This window comes from Bradyrhizobium sp. HKCCYLS2038 (assembly GCF_051167655.1).
Taxonomy (GTDB): domain Bacteria; phylum Pseudomonadota; class Alphaproteobacteria; order Rhizobiales; family Xanthobacteraceae; genus Bradyrhizobium.
Window position 1 is genome coordinate 413594 of record NZ_JBNPTM010000004.1, and the last position, 15967, is coordinate 429560.

The window sequence follows — 15967 nt, forward strand, 5'->3', positions numbered from 1 at the left end:
TTCAAACCAACTTCCAGCGGATCGTAAAGAGCGGAACAACATCGGCTTTTTGTTCCAATTTCGCCTCGATCTGTGCAATGAGCTCTGACCGCTGCTTATCGATCTGGTCCTGCGCATCAAAAAGGGCTCGTCGCTTATGATTTCTTAGCGCTTCCAAGGATTTGATCTGCTTCTGCCCCGCAAGCTTTTCCTCCAGCGTCAATGCGGTCGTCGCAGCGCGCCGCGCATCCTTGATTTGCCTGTCGATCTCTTTGATTTCCCGTTCAAGGCCGACTTTGAGGTCATCCGCCCAGCCGTCAAGCTTGTCCGCTTCGGCTTCGAAGAAGCGTGCATTGCGCTCCGAGATCGAATGCTGGACGCCCTGCTGCTGGAGACGAATAGCGCCATTCAGCCGATCCATCGTTTGCGCTGGGGCGACCACCTCTGGCCCGACCTCTCCTGCCAATGTCAGGAGGCGTAACGCGGCATCGTCGCTCAACAGTTCGCCAGCGTCCGACAAGCCGGACAAGAGCAGGTGGTCTTCGGCCTGGTCGAGGGCTTCGATGGTAAGCGCCGACGCCACAAGCCATCCTGCCTGACCCTTATGTGGATCAAGCGCGCTAACTTTCCCAGCGTGATTGGTGTAGTCGAAAGTCAGCTCCGCCGGCGCGAGCTTTCGCGCCTTCGCTCGTTCGACGATTGCTTCGCCCAAAGGGTGGCTCAGCCGGTAAAGGTGAGCCTCACCCGATCGGCGTGGCAGCTCGTAGAGGCCAAGTGGAATTTCCCGGCCATCCGCCCATGCCGGTTTGGAAGCTAAACGGAAAGACGAGGCGTTTAGGAATTCGGCGCAACCATTCAGTTCATGCCGTGTGACACGCATGAACAATTGTTCAAAGCGGTCTAGGTACACTTTCGCATCTTCATCACGAACTTTGAGCTTCTCGCGAACCTCATCATCGAAATTCTCAAGTAACTTCTTTCGAGTTTGGCTCATTGCCTCGTTGATTTCGAGGCTGAGCTCCAGTTGGAGCTGGTCAAAAGCCGTTTTGATCTCTGCCGTTTGCCGGCACTGCTGATAGATGGCGCTGATCCGCTTCTCGAAGTCTACGCCAGACTCGATGGCCCCCAACACCTCGTCACTCGCTCCGAATACGCCTTCGAACAACTTGAATTTTTCGGACAGAAGCTGATACACGCGTTGATCGGCTTCGTTCTTGCGATTGAGGAAGTTGACTACCACAACGTCGTGCTTCTGGCCGTAGCGATGGCACCGGCCAATTCGCTGTTCAATCCGCTGCGGATTCCAGGGCAAGTCGTAGTTCACGACCAGCGAGCAGAATTGAAGATTGATACCCTCCGCGCCCGCCTCGGTCGCGATCATGATATGGCCTTCTTCGCGAAAATAGTCGACCAAGGCCGATCGCATGTCTGCGGTCTTCGACCCGCTAACGCGATCCGAGCCTTGATGACGCTCGATCCATCTGGCGTAAATTTGCTTCGAGCGATCGTCAGTGTTCGTGCCGTTAAACAGCACAATACCATCGGCATATGGGCTGTCGGCTAAGATCCGTAGCAGATACGCCTGAGTCTTTCGTGACTCAGTGAAGATGATTGCCTTTGGCGCGGCGCCAAGTTCCTTGGCTTTGGCGAAGCCCACATCCAGGGCCTTCAGAAGCGCCTTTCCCTTCGCATTATGTTCGATCGAGGTGGCGAGCCGAGCAAACTCATTCAGGTCGGCGATTTCGGACTCGATCGCCATGCGATCGGTTTCGGTAAGCGGTTCAAGTTCCTCGTCCTCTGTCCACTCTTCAGCCGTAGTCTCAAGGCTCTCGTAGTCCTCAGCGAGTTCGTCTTCGAGTGTCGCTCGGACCTCATGCTTCTTCAGCTTGCCTTGCATGCGCTGCGACATTGAAGACAGCGCGCCAGCAATGGCAAAGGTAGAAGACGCGAGCAGCTTCCGCAGAACGAGAGTCATCAGGGAACGCTGACTGGCCGGCAAGGCTTGGAGATTATCTCGTCGCAGATACTCCGATACGAGTTCATACAGCCGATCCTCTCCGTCGGTCGGCGTGAACTCTTCAATCAGTGCCAAGCGACGCGTGTACGGGACGTAGGCTGTCACCTGCCGACGTAAGGTCCGGTGGCAGAGTGGCTTCAGGCGCTCTTTGAGAACATGAAAGACGCGATCCTGCTTCAGATTGGCAAATTGTTCACGGAAACTTTTGATATCTCCGAATGCGTGTTCGTCGACAAAACTCACCAGACCAAAAAGCTCCAACAGAGAATTCTGCAGTGGAGTCGCCGTCAGCAGCAGTTTCTGCTTCTGCCCGAGCGCATGCTTCAACGTGTTGGCGATCACATTGGACGGCTTGTAGACGTTCCGAAGCCTGTGGGCTTCATCGATCACAACTAAGTCCCACGGCATGGCATGAACATCTGACGCTTTGTTTCGAGCGAATTGAAACGAGCAGATGACCACCGTATCTTCAACGTCAAAAGGACGAAAACGACCCGACTTGATTGCCTCGTTGTAGGAACGTGACTCAAGGATCGTACACGGAAGAAAGAATTTCTCGCTTAATTCCTGATACCACTGCTTCCGCAGGTTTGACGGGGTAATGATGAGAACGCAGCGCTTTCGCTCCGCCCAGCGCTGCGAAATAACAAGCCCTGCTTCGATAGTCTTCCCAAGGCCCACCTCGTCGGCCAGGAGCGCACCTTTCGAGAGGGGCGATGAAAATGCGAAAAGCGCCGCGTCAACTTGATGCGGATTGAGATCCACCTGCGCCCCGGCGACAGCGCCAGCGAGCTTCTCGGCACTGTCGGGGGCACATCTTCGGGTGAGTTGGTGGGCAAAGAGTTTGGCTTGATAGTCGGTGATGGGCATCGAAGACTCGTCCACGCATAATATCCCATCCGCTGTTGAAAAGCTTCGATTGCCACCGAGGAATATCATGTGTTGCAACAATCGAACGGCTCACGAACCAAACACTGAACCGCATGTCAACTGTAGCGCGAGTTTCGAGGCCATACATCGTCTTTAAGGCCCCCGGCTGTGTAACGCTGAATTTCAGGAGACCTGCGCTAAGGCGTCAAATGCGAGCTCGACCATGGGCCCGGATTGGCTCGATGCCTCCCTCCCCATCCAACAGCAATTGCGAACCAAACCCCACTGACCATCTTGTAAGATACTGAAACCAAGGTATTTTTCAAAACCGTACTGAATCCGCGCAGTTCAGAGGTCCGGAGAAAAACTGCCCGTTCGGAGAAAAATTGGCCCCTCGCCTAATTTGGGCATCCGAACCCAAAACGAAAAAAGCCCGCAAAACCCGGGCTTTTTCGCCGCCAACATCGCCCGGAGAACCGGCGCCATAGGCCATTCTGGCGGAGAGAGTGGGATTCGAACCCACGGTACGGTTTCCCGCACACACGCTTTCCAAGCGTGCGCCTTAAGCCACTCGGCCATCTCTCCGGCGGCCCTCTCTTGGCGGGGTCGGGGGCGTTTTGCAAGCGGGGTGGAGCGGTTCGGGCCAAATTTCCTCCAAATCCTTGAGAAAGATCGAAAATCGGGCCGATCTCCAAGCTGGAGCGGTGCCCCGTCAGAGGCCTGCGGGGCCTGGTGAACCGGCCGCTGCGATGGCGCGACCACTGATTTGCGCTCCCTGGTCGGGGCGGCCCACGAGAGGACATGTGCCCATGCCGCAATCCCCCCGTTTCCGCTCCGTCCTGATGCTGACCGCGGCGCTCTGCCTCGCCGGGGGTGGCGCCGCACGGGCCGATCAATGCACCCGGCAGGGCGTCGACGTCACCTGTGACGATGGCCGCAAGGGCATCTGGCAGGGCGACGCCATCCTGTGGCCGGACGGGACCAAGTCCAGCCTCAAGCCGCACCCGTCGGTCATCGTCGGCAACAAGGCCTCGGTGGTGGTCGGGCCCGGCGTGTTCGTCGGCCAGGGCAACGGCATGGTGCCGATGGACAATCCGAGCTCGCCAAACAAGCTGCGCTGCGCGGTGCTGGACGGCGTCTCGTACTGCCATTGAGGGACGGCTGAGGGCGCAACGGCGCGCTCAGCCGCAAAGGCTCAGTGATAGCGCGCGCTCGATGACGCTAGGCGTCCGGCGAGGAAGCCGGCCGACGGCGCCGGCAGGGGCTCGATCTCGGCGCTAGCGGCGGCATCGCCGTCCTGCAGCGCCTCGAGGAAATCGGCGAACCATTGCTGGATGGAATGGCGCCGCAGCTTGGCCATCAGGATCTCGTAGCGCATCCGACGCTCGTTGAGCGGCATCGCCAGCGCCATCGCGATGGTGCGGGCCATGCCGTCAATGTCATGCGGATTAACCAGGAGCGCGGCATCGAGCTCGTTGGCCGCGCCGGCGAATTTCGACAGCACGAGAACGCCGGGATCGACCGGGCTCTGGGCGGCGACATATTCCTTGGCAACGAGATTCATGCCGTCATGCAGCGGCGTCACCACGCCGACCTGCGCGCTGCGATAGAGTCCCGCGAGAACGCTCTGGCCATAGCCCTTGTTGAGATAGCGGATTGGCGTCCAGTCGGCCTCGCCATGGCGGCCATTGACCTCGCTGACGAGCCGCGCCACCTCGCCTTGCAGCTGTCCATAAGCCTCGATCGCCTCGCGCGAGGGCGTCGCGATCTGCAGCAGCGACGCAGCACGCAGCAAGGCCGGGTGCATCGTCCACATCCGGTCGAAGGCGTTGATGCGATTGACGAGACCTTTGGAGTAGTCGAGCCGGTCGACGCCGATCGCGAGCTTCTCGCCATGCAGGCTGCGGCGCAGCCGCGAGACATCGGGATGCGCGACCGCCTTCGCCGCCTGCTGCGCGAATCTGTCGGCATCAATGCCGATCGGAAACACCGCGAGACGGGTGCGGCCATGCAGCGACTTGACGACGCCGTCGCGCACCTGCAGGCCGAGATCGGCGCGAACGCAGGCGGTGAAGTTGTCGCGGTCGTCCTCGGTCTGGAAGCCGATCAGGTCATAGGCGAGCATCGCGGTGATGAGATCGCGGTGATTCGGCACGCTGTCGATGACGCCGCGCGCCGGCCACGGCGTGTGCAGGAAGAACCCGAGCGGACTCTTCACGCCCAGCGTGCGCAGCTCGGCCCCGAGCGAGAGGAAGTGATAGTCCTGGATCCAGAACAGAGTATCCGGCTTCTGAAAGCGCAGCAGCGCACGCGCGACGAAGGCGTTGACCTCGCGATAGGAGTCGTAGTCGTCCTGCGAGACGCGGATCAGGTCGCTGCGCGAATGCAGCGCCGGCCATAGTGCGGAATTCGCGAAGCCTTCGTAGTAGCCGGCATAATGTGCCGCCGGCAGATCCAGCAGCGCCAGCGCGCCCTCACCGAGTTGTTCGATCTCGGCGATCGGTTCCATCTGCGCGCCATCGCGCACACGACCAGAGGAACCCACCCACACTGCCCCGGATTTTTCCACAACGGGCAGCAGAGCTGCCGCAAGTCCGCCGGTCATTGGCTCGTTGGCTTTGCCACGCGCCACCCGATTCGAAACCACGACGAGGTTCACAGCTCCCCTCCTGTTGGTCATGTCGGTTAACAGCTGTTCATCAATATGGTTCCGGGCCACCCTTTCAACCAATTGAAACCAAATTCAGGCAGCCGCGCGATGTCATCGCAGCGTGCGGCAACTCAGAGCATTTCTAATCGAAAACATGCTTACGCTGTGCGAACACAACGCAGGTGGAACTACAAGGTTTAGCGTGAAGCTATCGAATTAGTTCCGAGTTGCGCCAATTGCGAAAGAAATGCGCGCACATGATCCGGTGCGTCGAAATGTCCGTCGACGCCGATGGCGCGGCGTCCAACCGAGAATGACAGGCCTGCGAAGTCAGGCATGATCGCAAACACCGATTCGTCGGTGACGTCGTCGCCGATGAAGAACGGCTTGCGTCCTTCGAACGGCGCATGCCGCATCAGCTCGCGCACGCCGCTCGCCTTGGTGAATCCGGCCGGCTTGATCTCGCAGACGCATTTGCCCGGCAGCACCTCGATCGGCGCCCCCGGCAGCTCGGCGCGGATGCGCGAGACCGCTTCGTAGATCGCCTTCTCCGCTTGCGGCGCGAGCCGATAATGCAGCGCCAGCGAATAGCCCTTGTCTTCGAGCAGAATGCCGGGACTGAGCTTCGCGATCGCCGCAAGCCGGCGCTTGAGTTCCTTGTCCAGCGGCGGCGCCTTGATCGCGTCGGCCTCGCTGCCACCCGCCAGACGCATCTCCGCGCCATGACCGCCGACGGCCGGAAACATGTCGGGCGCGAAGATCAGATCGATGTCGTTCAACGACCGGCCGGACACGAGTGCGAGCGCGCCGGAGGTGCGCTGCATCAGGACGTTCAATGTCTCGGACAATCCCGGCGGCACCCACACTTCGCGCGGCGTCGGCGCGAGATCGAGCAGCGTGCCGTCGATATCGAGCAGGATCGCGACCTCGCGCAGATGCGGCACCAGGCTGACCGGCGCCGGAACGATTTCCGCGGGCGCGGAGGTCTGAGAGACGATCAGCTCGGAATTGTCAGACATGCGCGACTACTCCAACACAGCCAGCGGCCGCGCGACCTGCTCGAGCGACTTGCGCTCGGCCGCGATCGCATAGCGCCACGCCACGAACGCCGCCACGCCCATCAGCGCGGCACCGAACAGATAGCCGGCGAACACTGCGCCCCGCGCGCCGCTGTCGAGCAGCGCACCAAATAGTGCCGGCCCCGCGACGCCACCGATGCCGGTGCCGACAGCATAGAACAGCGCGATCGCGAGCGCGCGCACCTCGAGCGGAAAATTCTCCGACACGGTGAGATAGGCCGCGCTGGCCGCGGGTGAGGCGAAGAAGAAGATCACCATCCACGCGACGGTCTGGGTCTGCGCGCTCAACACGTCGATCGAGAACAGATAGCCGGTGACCGCGAGCAGCGCGCCCGAAACGCCATAGGTGAACGTGATCATGGCGCGGCGGCCGAGCGTGTCGAACAGGCGGCCGAGCAGCAGCGGGCCGAGCACGTTGCCGGCCGCGAAGGGCAGGATGTACCAGCCGACGTGATCGGCCTTGATGCCGTAGAAGTCGGTCAGCACCAGCGCGAAGGTGAAGAAGATCGCGTTGTAGAAGAAAGCCTGCGCGATCATCAGGGTCAGGCCGACGAAGGAGCGCTGGCGATAGACCGAAAACAGCGTGCGTGCGACCTCGGCAAGCGGCGTGTGGTCGCGCATGCGCAACTTGATCTTCGGGAGCGATTTCGCGCGCTCCTCGCGGTCGTGGCCGGTGACGTTGCGCTCTATCGCCGTGACGATGTCATGTGCCTGGTCCGGGTAACCGTGGATCATGAGCCAACGCGGACTTTCAGGAATCCACATCCGCATGATCAGCACGACGAGGCCGAGACAGGCGCCGATCCCGTAGGCCAGCCGCCAGCCGATGTCGGGGCCGGCGAACGCCGGATCGAGCAGCACGATGGCGCCGACTGCGCCGAGCGCGGCCCCGAGCCAGAAGCTGCCGTTGATCATCAAGTCGGTCCAGCCGCGATAGCGCGCCGGCACCAGTTCCTGGATCGTCGAGTTGATCGCGGTGTATTCGCCGCCGATGCCAGCGCCGGTGAGAAAGCGAAACAGCGCATAGGTCGCGACGTTCCACGACAAGGCGGTGGCCGCGGTCGCGGAGAGATAGAGTGCCAGCGTGATGAAGAACAGTTTTCGACGGCCGATGCGGTCGGTGAGCCAGCCGAAGCCGAGCGCGCCGAGCACGGCGCCGGCGAGATAGGCGCTGTTGGCAAGCCCGATGTCGAGATTGGAGAAGTGCAGGCTCGGGCTCTGCTTCATCGCGCCGGACAACGCGCCCGCGAGCGTCACCTCGAGCCCGTCGAGCACCCAGGTGATGCCGAGCGCCAGCACCACGCGGGTGTGGAACGGACTCCAGCGGAGATCATCGAGCCGCGCGGGGATGTTGGTCTCGATGATGCGGTCGTCGTCGGCCGACGGTTTCCGCGCGGCCTCGCCGGGCGGCTCCGATGTGATGACGCGCAGATTGGGGAACGATGCCTGCCGGGGTGCCATGGAATCCCACTGCGACGGCGCGAGACAGCACCGACAACTTGACCGGAGAGGGTGAAGCAATTGCGGCAGCGATGTCCTGCCGCTGCGACTCAACGTCCCGTCCGGCGGTGGGTTCCGGGAATGGAGGGGGAACTCGGAACACAGCGCTTTCGGCCAGCGCAGGGCGGCAGGGAGAGCCCGGACGGCGCGACACTTTCAGGTGTCGTCCCGGGCAAGCGAGCGAAGCGAGCGCGACCCGGGATCCATACCGCGTGATGCCAGATCAGGGCAGGCGATCAGTACCACGCGCCACATAACCGCCGCGGCGTATGGATCCCCGCGTTCGCGGGGATGACAGCGGAGGACTGGGCTGCGAGCCCGGCACAGGAGTGCAGAAGCCACGCCCAAAAGCCAATCCCCGCCCGTCCTCACGCCGCGCGGATGTTCGCCATGAAGCGGCTGAGCTCTTCGCGCAGCCTTGCGCTCTCCGAGGACAGCGACTGGGCCGAGCGCAGCACCTCCTCCGAGGCTTCGCCGGTCTGGGTCGCGCCCCGATTGACCTGGGTGATGTCGGTCGCCGCGGCCTGCGTGCCGGCGGCGACGCTCTGCACGTTCCTGGCGATCTCCTGGGTCGCCCCACCCTGCTGCTCGACCGCGGTCGCGATCGACGAGGCGATGGTCGAGATCTGGCGAATGGTGCCACCGATCTGCTTGATGGCGGTCACCGACTCCTGGGTCGCGGCCTGCATGCCGGAAATGTGGTTGGAGATGTCGTCGGTCGCCTTGGCGGTCTGCTCGGCCAACGACTTGACCTCGGAGGCGACCACCGCGAAGCCGCGCCCGGCATCGCCGGCGCGCGCCGCCTCGATGGTGGCGTTGAGCGCCAGCAGGTTGGTCTGCTCAGCGATCGCGGTGATCAGCTTGACCACGTCGCCGATCTCCTGCGCCGCCCGCGACAATTTGCCGATGCGGCCGTCGGTCTCCTCGGCCTGCGCCACGGCGGACTCGGCGATACGATTGGATTCGCGAACCTGGCGGCCGATCTCGTTGACCGAGGCCGACAGCTCGTCGGTCGCGCTCGCCACCGACTGGATCCGTCCGGTGGCCTGATCCGAGGAGCCGCTGACCCGGCTCGCCAGCGACTGCGTCGTCTCTGCGGTGCGGGTCAAGGTCGAGGCGGCATGTTCGAGCTGCTGCGCGGAGGTCGAGACGTTGGACACGATGGAGCCGACGGCGGTCTCGAACTGGTCGGCAAAGCGGATCAGCTCGGCCCGGCGCGCCGCGCCGGCGGCCTTGTTCTGGGCGTCCTGGCTGGCTGCGTCACGCTCCGCCTTAGCCACCGCCTGCACCTTGAACTCCTCGACCGCCGCGGCCATCTCGCCGATCTCGTCGGCCCGGCCGAGGCCCGGCAGGCGGACGTCGAAATTGCCCGAGGCGAGCTCGCGCATCGCCTTGCACATCGTGATCATCGGCTTTGAGATGCCGTTGCCGAGCATCAGCGCCAGCGCCGCGCCGAGCGCCAGGCCGCCGATCGCCAGGATCGCAATCAGCCGCTCGATCTCGCCGATGGTCGCCTTGCTGGCGGCCTCGATCCGCTGCTGGTCGGCCGCGAGGTCGGACCGCAGCCCGCCCGACAGGCCGAGAATCTCGGTCGCCGCGCTGCCCATGTCGTGCACCAGTTTGGTCAGCGCCTTCGAATTGTCCGAGAACTTGATGAAGGCGGCACGATATTGCTTGATGAGGTCGCCGAGCTCCGCAACGCGCTGGGTGATCTTCTCGTCATTGGCGTAGATCGTAACCAGCGACGTCTCCAGGAAGCGCGTCCGGGCGATGGCACCATCGGCCGTCTTCGGATCCGGCTTGGCCAGGAAGGTGCCGACCAGGGCTGAGGCGGTGAGATACTGGCCGGTCAGGTCCTTGGCCGTGGTCTGCACTGTCGGAAGCCCCGCCAGCGCCGCCGTGTCGGCGAGATCGTCGAACTTGAAGCGGATCTTGTTGCCAAGAATCCCGATCTGATCCGTGGCCAGCTTGGCGTTGTCGCGCGTCAGCGTGACGATCTCGGAAAAGATCTTGGCGAAGGTCTGAAACTGCGCTTGCAGCTTGCCGAGCTGGGCGCGCCGGTCCGCCGCGCCGGCCGCCGCCAGCGACTTGTCGATCGCGGTCTGCAACGACTGTTGAGCGGCGGTGGCCGCCGCCTCGTCCTCCGGCTTTCCGGTCAGCGCAAAATAGCGCGCGAGCGCCTGATAGGAGACGAGCTCGCGGTCGATGGTCCTGGCCGCATCGGCCTCGGCGACGCTGATCCGGTAGGATTCGACGGCGGCCGCCACCTTCTCGAAGCCGACATACGCAAACCCGATGCTGGCGGCGGAGATCGCCAGGACGACCGCAAAGCCGAGAAAGATCTTGGCGCGGAATCGCAAGGCAAGACCGTTGCCACGCCGCGACTGCGGCGCCAAACGCGCAGACATTCCCAACCCCCGACGTCGATTCTCAAATGTGACCAGAACGGGCCAGCCAAGGGCAGCGCACCCGAACGTGATCAAAACTAGGTCACAATGGCTAAGGTCCAGTAAATGGGCAGCACCCGCATACAGTCCCGGCGTCGACGCCGCACCGAACCGGCGTCCCCCGGCGCGCGCGCCCGCGGCGACAGATGCGACCGAATCGCGACGGCTCGTACAAGACGTCGCAATGACATCTCAGACGAAAATTCGAGTTGCAAAGTTCTGAGGGCGCTGTTTCTAATCAGAATAAGAATAATTCATCGGGAGGTTACTCGTGTCGACAGTCAAACTGACAGTGAACGGCAAGGCGGTCTCGGCTGAGGTCGAGGATCGCACCCTGCTCGTGCACCTGTTGCGGGATCATCTGAATCTCACCGGCACCCATGTCGGCTGCGATACCAGCCAATGCGGCGCCTGCGTCGTCCATATCGATGGCCGGGCCGTGAAGTCCTGCACCGTGCTCGCCGGCCAGGCCGCGGGCGCCAACGTCACCACCATCGAAGGCATCGCCAAGGGCGACGAGCTGCACCCGATGCAGGCCGCCTTCCGGGACAATCACGGCCTGCAATGCGGCTACTGCACCCCCGGCATGATCATGTCGGCGATCGATATTGTGCACCGCCACGGAGGGGAGCTCGACGAGGCCACCGTCCGCGAGCAGCTCGAGGGCAACATCTGCCGCTGCACCGGCTATCACAACATCGTCAAGGCCGTGCTCGACGCCGCGGGCCGCATGAAGGTCGCCCAGGCCGCCGAATAATAAAGGCTGCCGGACCGCCGGCTTTCGACGTCTTCAATCAAATACCGAGACCACGACCGCTGCGCGATGGCCGCGGCGGGACAGCAAAACTCCGGTAGGGGAGAGATTCGCATGGGTATGGAAGGCATTGGCGCAAGCGTCGTCCGCAAGGAGGACAAGCGTTTCATCACCGGCAAGGGCCGGTATGTCGACGACATCAAGCTTCTGGGCATGACCTATGCCCATTTCATCCGCAGCCCGCACGCGCATGCCAAGGTCAAGAGCATCGACTCCTCGGCCGCCGCGGCGATGCCGGGCGTGGTCGCGGTTCTGACCGGCCAACAGATCGTCGACGACAAGGTCGGCAATTTGATCTGCGGCTGGGCCATCACCTCCAAGGACGGCTCGCCGATGAAGATGGGCGCATGGCCGGCGATGGCGCCGGAGACCGTGCGCTTCGTCGGCCAGGCCGTCGCCGTCGTGATCGCCGACAGCAAGAACCTCGCGCGCGACGCCGCCGAGGCGGTCGTGGTCGAATATGAGGAATTGCCGGCGGTGGCCGACATGCCCTCCGCCCTGAAGGCCGGCGCGCCGCAGCTCCACCCGGAAGCCCCCGGCAACGTCGTCTATGACTGGCATATCGGCGACGAGGCCGCCGTCAACGCCGCCTTCTCCAAGGCCGCCAACGTCGTCAGCCTCGAGCTGACCAACAACCGGCTGGCGCCGAACGCGATGGAGCCCCGCGCGGCGATCGCTGATTACGACGCCGCCGAGGAGCACTTCACGCTCTACACCACGTCGCAGAACCCGCACGTCGCCCGCCTCGTGCTGTCGGCGTTCTACAACATCGCGCCCGAGCACAAGCTGCGCGTGATCGCGCCCGACGTCGGTGGCGGCTTCGGCTCCAAGATCTTCATCTATCCGGAAGAGATGGTGGCGCTGTGGGCCTCCAAGAAGGTCGGCCGTCCGGTGAAATGGACCGGCGACCGCACCGAGGCGTTCCTGACCGACGCGCACGGCCGCGACCATATCTCAAAGGCCGAGATGGCGTTCGACGCCGACCACAAGATGCTCGGCTTGCGGGTCAAGACCCACGCCAATTTCGGCGCCTATATGTCGCTGTTCTCGTCGTCGGTGCCGACCTATCTGTACGCGACCCTGCTGTCGGGCCAGTACAACATCCCGGCGATCTATGCCGAGGTGATGGGCGTCTACACCAACACCACCCCCGTCGACGCCTATCGCGGCGCCGGACGTCCCGAAGCGAGCTACCTGCTGGAGCGGCTGGTGGAGACGGCGGCGCGTCAGCTCAAGGTCGATCCGGCCGAGCTGCGCCGCAAGAACTTCATCACCCAGTTCCCGCACCAGACCCCGGTGATCATGGCCTATGACACCGGTGACTTCAACGCCTCGCTCGACGCGGCGATGAAGGCGATCGACTATGCCGGCTTCCCGGCGCGCAAGGCGGCCGCCAAGGCGCAGGGCAAGCTGCGCGGCATCGGCCTGTCCTGCTACATCGAGGCCTGCGGCATCGCGCCGTCGAAGGCGGTCGGCAGCCTCGGCGCCGGCGTCGGCCTGTGGGAATCGGCAGAGATCCGGGTCAACCCGGTCGGCACCATCGAAGTGCTGACGGGCTCGCACAGCCATGGCCAGGGCCACGAGACCACCTTCTGCCAGCTGATCGCGGAACGCCTGGGCGTGCCGATCAGCCAGGTCTCGATCGTCCATGGCGACACCGACAAGGTGCAGTTCGGCATGGGCACCTACGGCTCGCGCTCGGCGGCCGTCGGTCTCACCGCCATCCTGAAGGCGATGGAGAAGGTCGAGGCCAAGGCCAAGAAGATCGCGGCGCACGCGCTGGAGGCCTCGGAAGGTGACATCGTCATCGAGAACGGCGAGTTCAAGGTGACCGGCACCGACAAGTCGATCGCGCTGCCGATGGTCGCACTCGCGGCCTACACCGCCCACAACCTGCCGGACGGCATGGAGCCCGGATTGAAGGAGAGCGCCTTCTACGATCCGACCAACTTCACCTTCCCGGCCGGCACCTACATCTGCGAGCTCGAGGTGGATGAAGCCACCGGCAAGACGTCGTTCGTCAACTTCGTCGCGGCCGACGATTTCGGCCGGCTGATCAACCCGATGATCGTCGAGGGCCAGGTTCATGGCGGTCTCGTCCAGGGCATCGGCCAAGCGCTGCTGGAGCATGCCATGTATGACAGCAATGGCCAGCCGGTGACCGCGTCGTTCATGGACTACGCAATGCCCAGGGCCGACGACGTGCCGTCGTTCAAGCTGAGCCACACCACCACCCTCTGCCCGGGCAATCCGCTCGGCGTGAAGGGCTGCGGCGAGGCCGGCGCGATCGGCGCCTCGGCGGCCGTGATCAACGCGATCACGGATGCGATCGGCAACAACAAGCTCGCAATGCCGGCAACGCCGGATCGCGTCTGGCACGCGATCCACGGCAACGCCTGATCGAACGGAGGAGCAACCATGTACCAGACGACCTATCATCGCGCCTCCTCGGTCGACGAGGCTGCAGCGCTGTTCGCCAAGGGCAGCGAGGCCAAGTTCCTTGCCGGTGGTCACACCCTGATCCCGGTCATGAAGCAGCGCCTCGCCAGTCCCTCCGATGTCATCGACATCGGCAAGATCAAGGACCTGATCGGCGTGCAGCTCTCGGGCGACACGCTCGTCATCAAGGCGGCGACGACCTATTACGACATCATGACCAATGCCGACGTGAAGAAGGCGATCCCCGCGATCGCCCATCTCACCTCGGTGCTCGGCGATCCCGCCGTGCGCTCGCGCGGCACGATCGGCGGCTCGATCGCCAACAACGACCCGGCGGCGGATTTCCCCGCGGCGTTGGTGTCGCTCGGCGCCACCGTGAAGACCAACAAGCGGTCGATCTCGGCGGATGATTTCTTCAAGGGCCTGTTCACGACGGCGCTGGAAGACGGCGAGATCATCACCGAGGTGTCGTTCCCGGTTCCCGAGAAGGCCGGCTACGCCAAGATGCGCCACCCGGCGTCGCGCTTCGCGCTCACCGGCGTGTTCGTCACCAAGACCAAGGGCGGCGACGTCCGCGTTGCGGCGACCGGCGCATCGCAGAGCGGCGTGATGCGGGTGTCGGCGATTGAGGCGGCGCTGAAGTCGAACTGGTCGGCATCGGCCATCGACGGCGTGAGCGTGTCGGCGTCGGGCCTGCTCAGCGACATCCACGGCTCGGCCGATTACCGCGCCAATCTGGTGAAGGTGATGGCGCAGCGCGCGGTGCAAGCCGCGGGCTGAGTGCACGACGCGGGTCATTCCGCATCACGGCACAACAAATTCCAAACGGCGCGCAGCAATGCGCGCCGTTTTGCTTTGCGGCATACAGCGCGCTTGCGTTGGCCTGATGCACGCAGGACAATTGCGGATCAGGATACGCAAGCGACAAGACGCGCGAAGCAAGGACACAACGACGTGCTCGACAAGACCGCACCAAACACTCAGACCCGCGCCACCGGCCCGCTCGCCGGAGTTCGCATCGTCGAGTTCGCCGGCATCGGCCCGGGTCCGTTCGCCTGCATGCTGCTGGCCGACATGGGCGCTGAGGTCGTCACGCTCGATCGCGTCGGCGCGCGCAAGACCATGAAGTCCGTCGCCGGCCGCGGCCGCAAGGTGATCGAGCTGGATCTCAAGGACAAGGCCGTGATCGCGGATGTGCTCGACCTGCTTGCCGGCGCCGACGCGCTGATCGAAGGCTTCCGTCCCGGCGTGATGGAGCGTCTCGGGCTCGGTCCCGATGTCGTGCTCGCGCGCAATCCAAGGCTGGTCTACGGTCGCATGACCGGCTGGGGCCAGGAAGGACCGCTGGCGCAGGCGGCCGGCCACGACATCAACTACATCTCGATCACCGGCGCGCTCGCCGCGATCGGCCCGAAAGAACGCCCAGTGCCGCCACTCAACCTGGTCGGCGATTTCGGCGGCGGCGCGCTGTATCTCGTGGTCGGCGTGCTCGCGGCACTCTTGGAAGCGTCGAAGTCCGGCAAGGGCCAGGTGGTGGATACGGCGATGTGCGACGGCGCCGCCTCGTTGCTGGCGATGTTCTTCGACCTCACCGCGATGGGCCGCTGGACCGAGGGCCGCGAGCGCAACTTCCTCGACGGCGGCGCACATTTCTACGGCGTCTACGAATGCGCTTGCGGCAATTTCATCTCGATCGGCTCGATCGAGCCGCAATTCTACGCGCTGCTGCGCCAGCACGCCGACCTCTCCGATCCCGCCTTCGACGCCCAGATGGACCCGCGCGCCTGGCCGGCGTTGAAGGACAAGCTGGTCGCGGTGTTCAAGAGCAAGACGCGCGAGGAGTGGTGCGCGATCATGGAAGGCACCGACATCTGCTTCGCCCCGGTGCTGACGATGGCGGAAGCGCCGAAGCACGCCCACATGGCCGCGCGCGGCGTGTTCGTCGAGCGCCACGGCGTGACCCAGCCCGCGCCCGCGCCGCGATTCTCGCGGACACCGTCCAACATCCGCGAGCCGGAGGTGACAGAGATCGGCGCGCTGGTGAATGCGTGGAAGGCGGGACGGTGAGCTAAGCGTCCCGTCCGCGCACGACGCAACCACTCCAATCGAAATGAGTTGACGACACTCGCGCCTCAATTTCAGTGTCATCCCCGCGAACGCGGGGATCCATAA

10 protein-coding genes and 1 tRNA gene are annotated in these 15967 nt (G+C 63.7%); 5 read left to right on the plus strand and 6 right to left on the minus strand.

Annotation, left to right across the window (positions count from 1 at the left end; genetic code table 11):
- Position 1: 1 nt before the first annotated feature.
- Positions 2–2866: an SNF2-related protein gene (locus ACQR1I_RS19910; protein WP_434888824.1), complete on the minus strand. Its 2865-nt coding sequence runs from the start codon at positions 2864–2866 to the stop codon at positions 2–4.
- 495 nt (positions 2867–3361) lie between these two features.
- Positions 3362–3451: transfer RNA gene (locus ACQR1I_RS19915), tRNA-Ser, on the minus strand.
- A 257-nt stretch (positions 3452–3708) separates the two neighbouring features.
- On the opposite strand from ACQR1I_RS19915, the gene ACQR1I_RS19920 reads away from it, so the two are divergent.
- Positions 3709–4020 (plus strand): hypothetical protein, encoded by a 312-nt coding sequence (locus ACQR1I_RS19920; RefSeq protein WP_434866637.1) that lies wholly within the window; start codon positions 3709–3711, stop codon positions 4018–4020.
- A 41-nt stretch (positions 4021–4061) separates the two neighbouring features.
- On the opposite strand, the gene ACQR1I_RS19925 is transcribed toward ACQR1I_RS19920, so the two are convergent.
- From ACQR1I_RS19925 to ACQR1I_RS19940, 4 genes are all read right to left on the minus strand, one after another.
- On the minus strand, positions 4062–5525 hold the full coding sequence (locus tag ACQR1I_RS19925; RefSeq protein WP_434866250.1) for a trehalose-6-phosphate synthase: 1464 nt from the start codon (positions 5523–5525) through the stop codon (positions 4062–4064).
- Positions 5526–5713: 188 nt separating this feature from the next.
- Positions 5714–6535 (minus strand): trehalose-phosphatase, encoded by an 822-nt coding sequence (gene otsB / locus ACQR1I_RS19930; protein ID WP_434866251.1) that lies wholly within the window; start codon positions 6533–6535, stop codon positions 5714–5716.
- Between the two features lie 6 nt (positions 6536–6541).
- Positions 6542–8056: an MFS transporter gene (locus tag ACQR1I_RS19935; RefSeq protein ID WP_434866252.1), complete on the minus strand. Its 1515-nt coding sequence runs from the start codon at positions 8054–8056 to the stop codon at positions 6542–6544.
- A gap of 407 nt (positions 8057–8463) precedes the next feature.
- Positions 8464–10503, minus strand: a complete 2040-nt coding sequence (locus ACQR1I_RS19940) for a methyl-accepting chemotaxis protein (RefSeq protein WP_434866253.1) — start codon at positions 10501–10503, stop codon at positions 8464–8466.
- A gap of 310 nt (positions 10504–10813) precedes the next feature.
- Here ACQR1I_RS19940 and ACQR1I_RS19945 point away from each other — a divergent pair, with 310 nt between their 5' ends.
- The 4 genes from ACQR1I_RS19945 (at position 10814) to ACQR1I_RS19960 (ending at position 15862) form a co-directional block, all read left to right on the plus strand.
- Positions 10814–11299, plus strand: coding sequence for a (2Fe-2S)-binding protein (locus ACQR1I_RS19945; RefSeq protein WP_434866254.1), 486 nt, complete (start codon positions 10814–10816; stop codon positions 11297–11299).
- 111 nt (positions 11300–11410) lie between these two features.
- The gene (locus ACQR1I_RS19950) at positions 11411–13756 is read left to right on the plus strand and encodes a xanthine dehydrogenase family protein molybdopterin-binding subunit (protein ID WP_434866255.1); all 2346 of its coding nucleotides are present in this window, start codon (positions 11411–11413) and stop codon (positions 13754–13756) included.
- Positions 13757–13774: 18 nt separating this feature from the next.
- Entirely contained in the window at positions 13775–14575 is an 801-nt protein-coding gene (locus tag ACQR1I_RS19955) for an FAD binding domain-containing protein (RefSeq protein ID WP_434866256.1), read from the plus strand.
- A 174-nt stretch (positions 14576–14749) separates the two neighbouring features.
- Positions 14750–15862: a CaiB/BaiF CoA transferase family protein gene (locus ACQR1I_RS19960; RefSeq protein ID WP_434866257.1), complete on the plus strand. Its 1113-nt coding sequence runs from the start codon at positions 14750–14752 to the stop codon at positions 15860–15862.
- Positions 15863–15967: the final 105 nt, after the last annotated feature.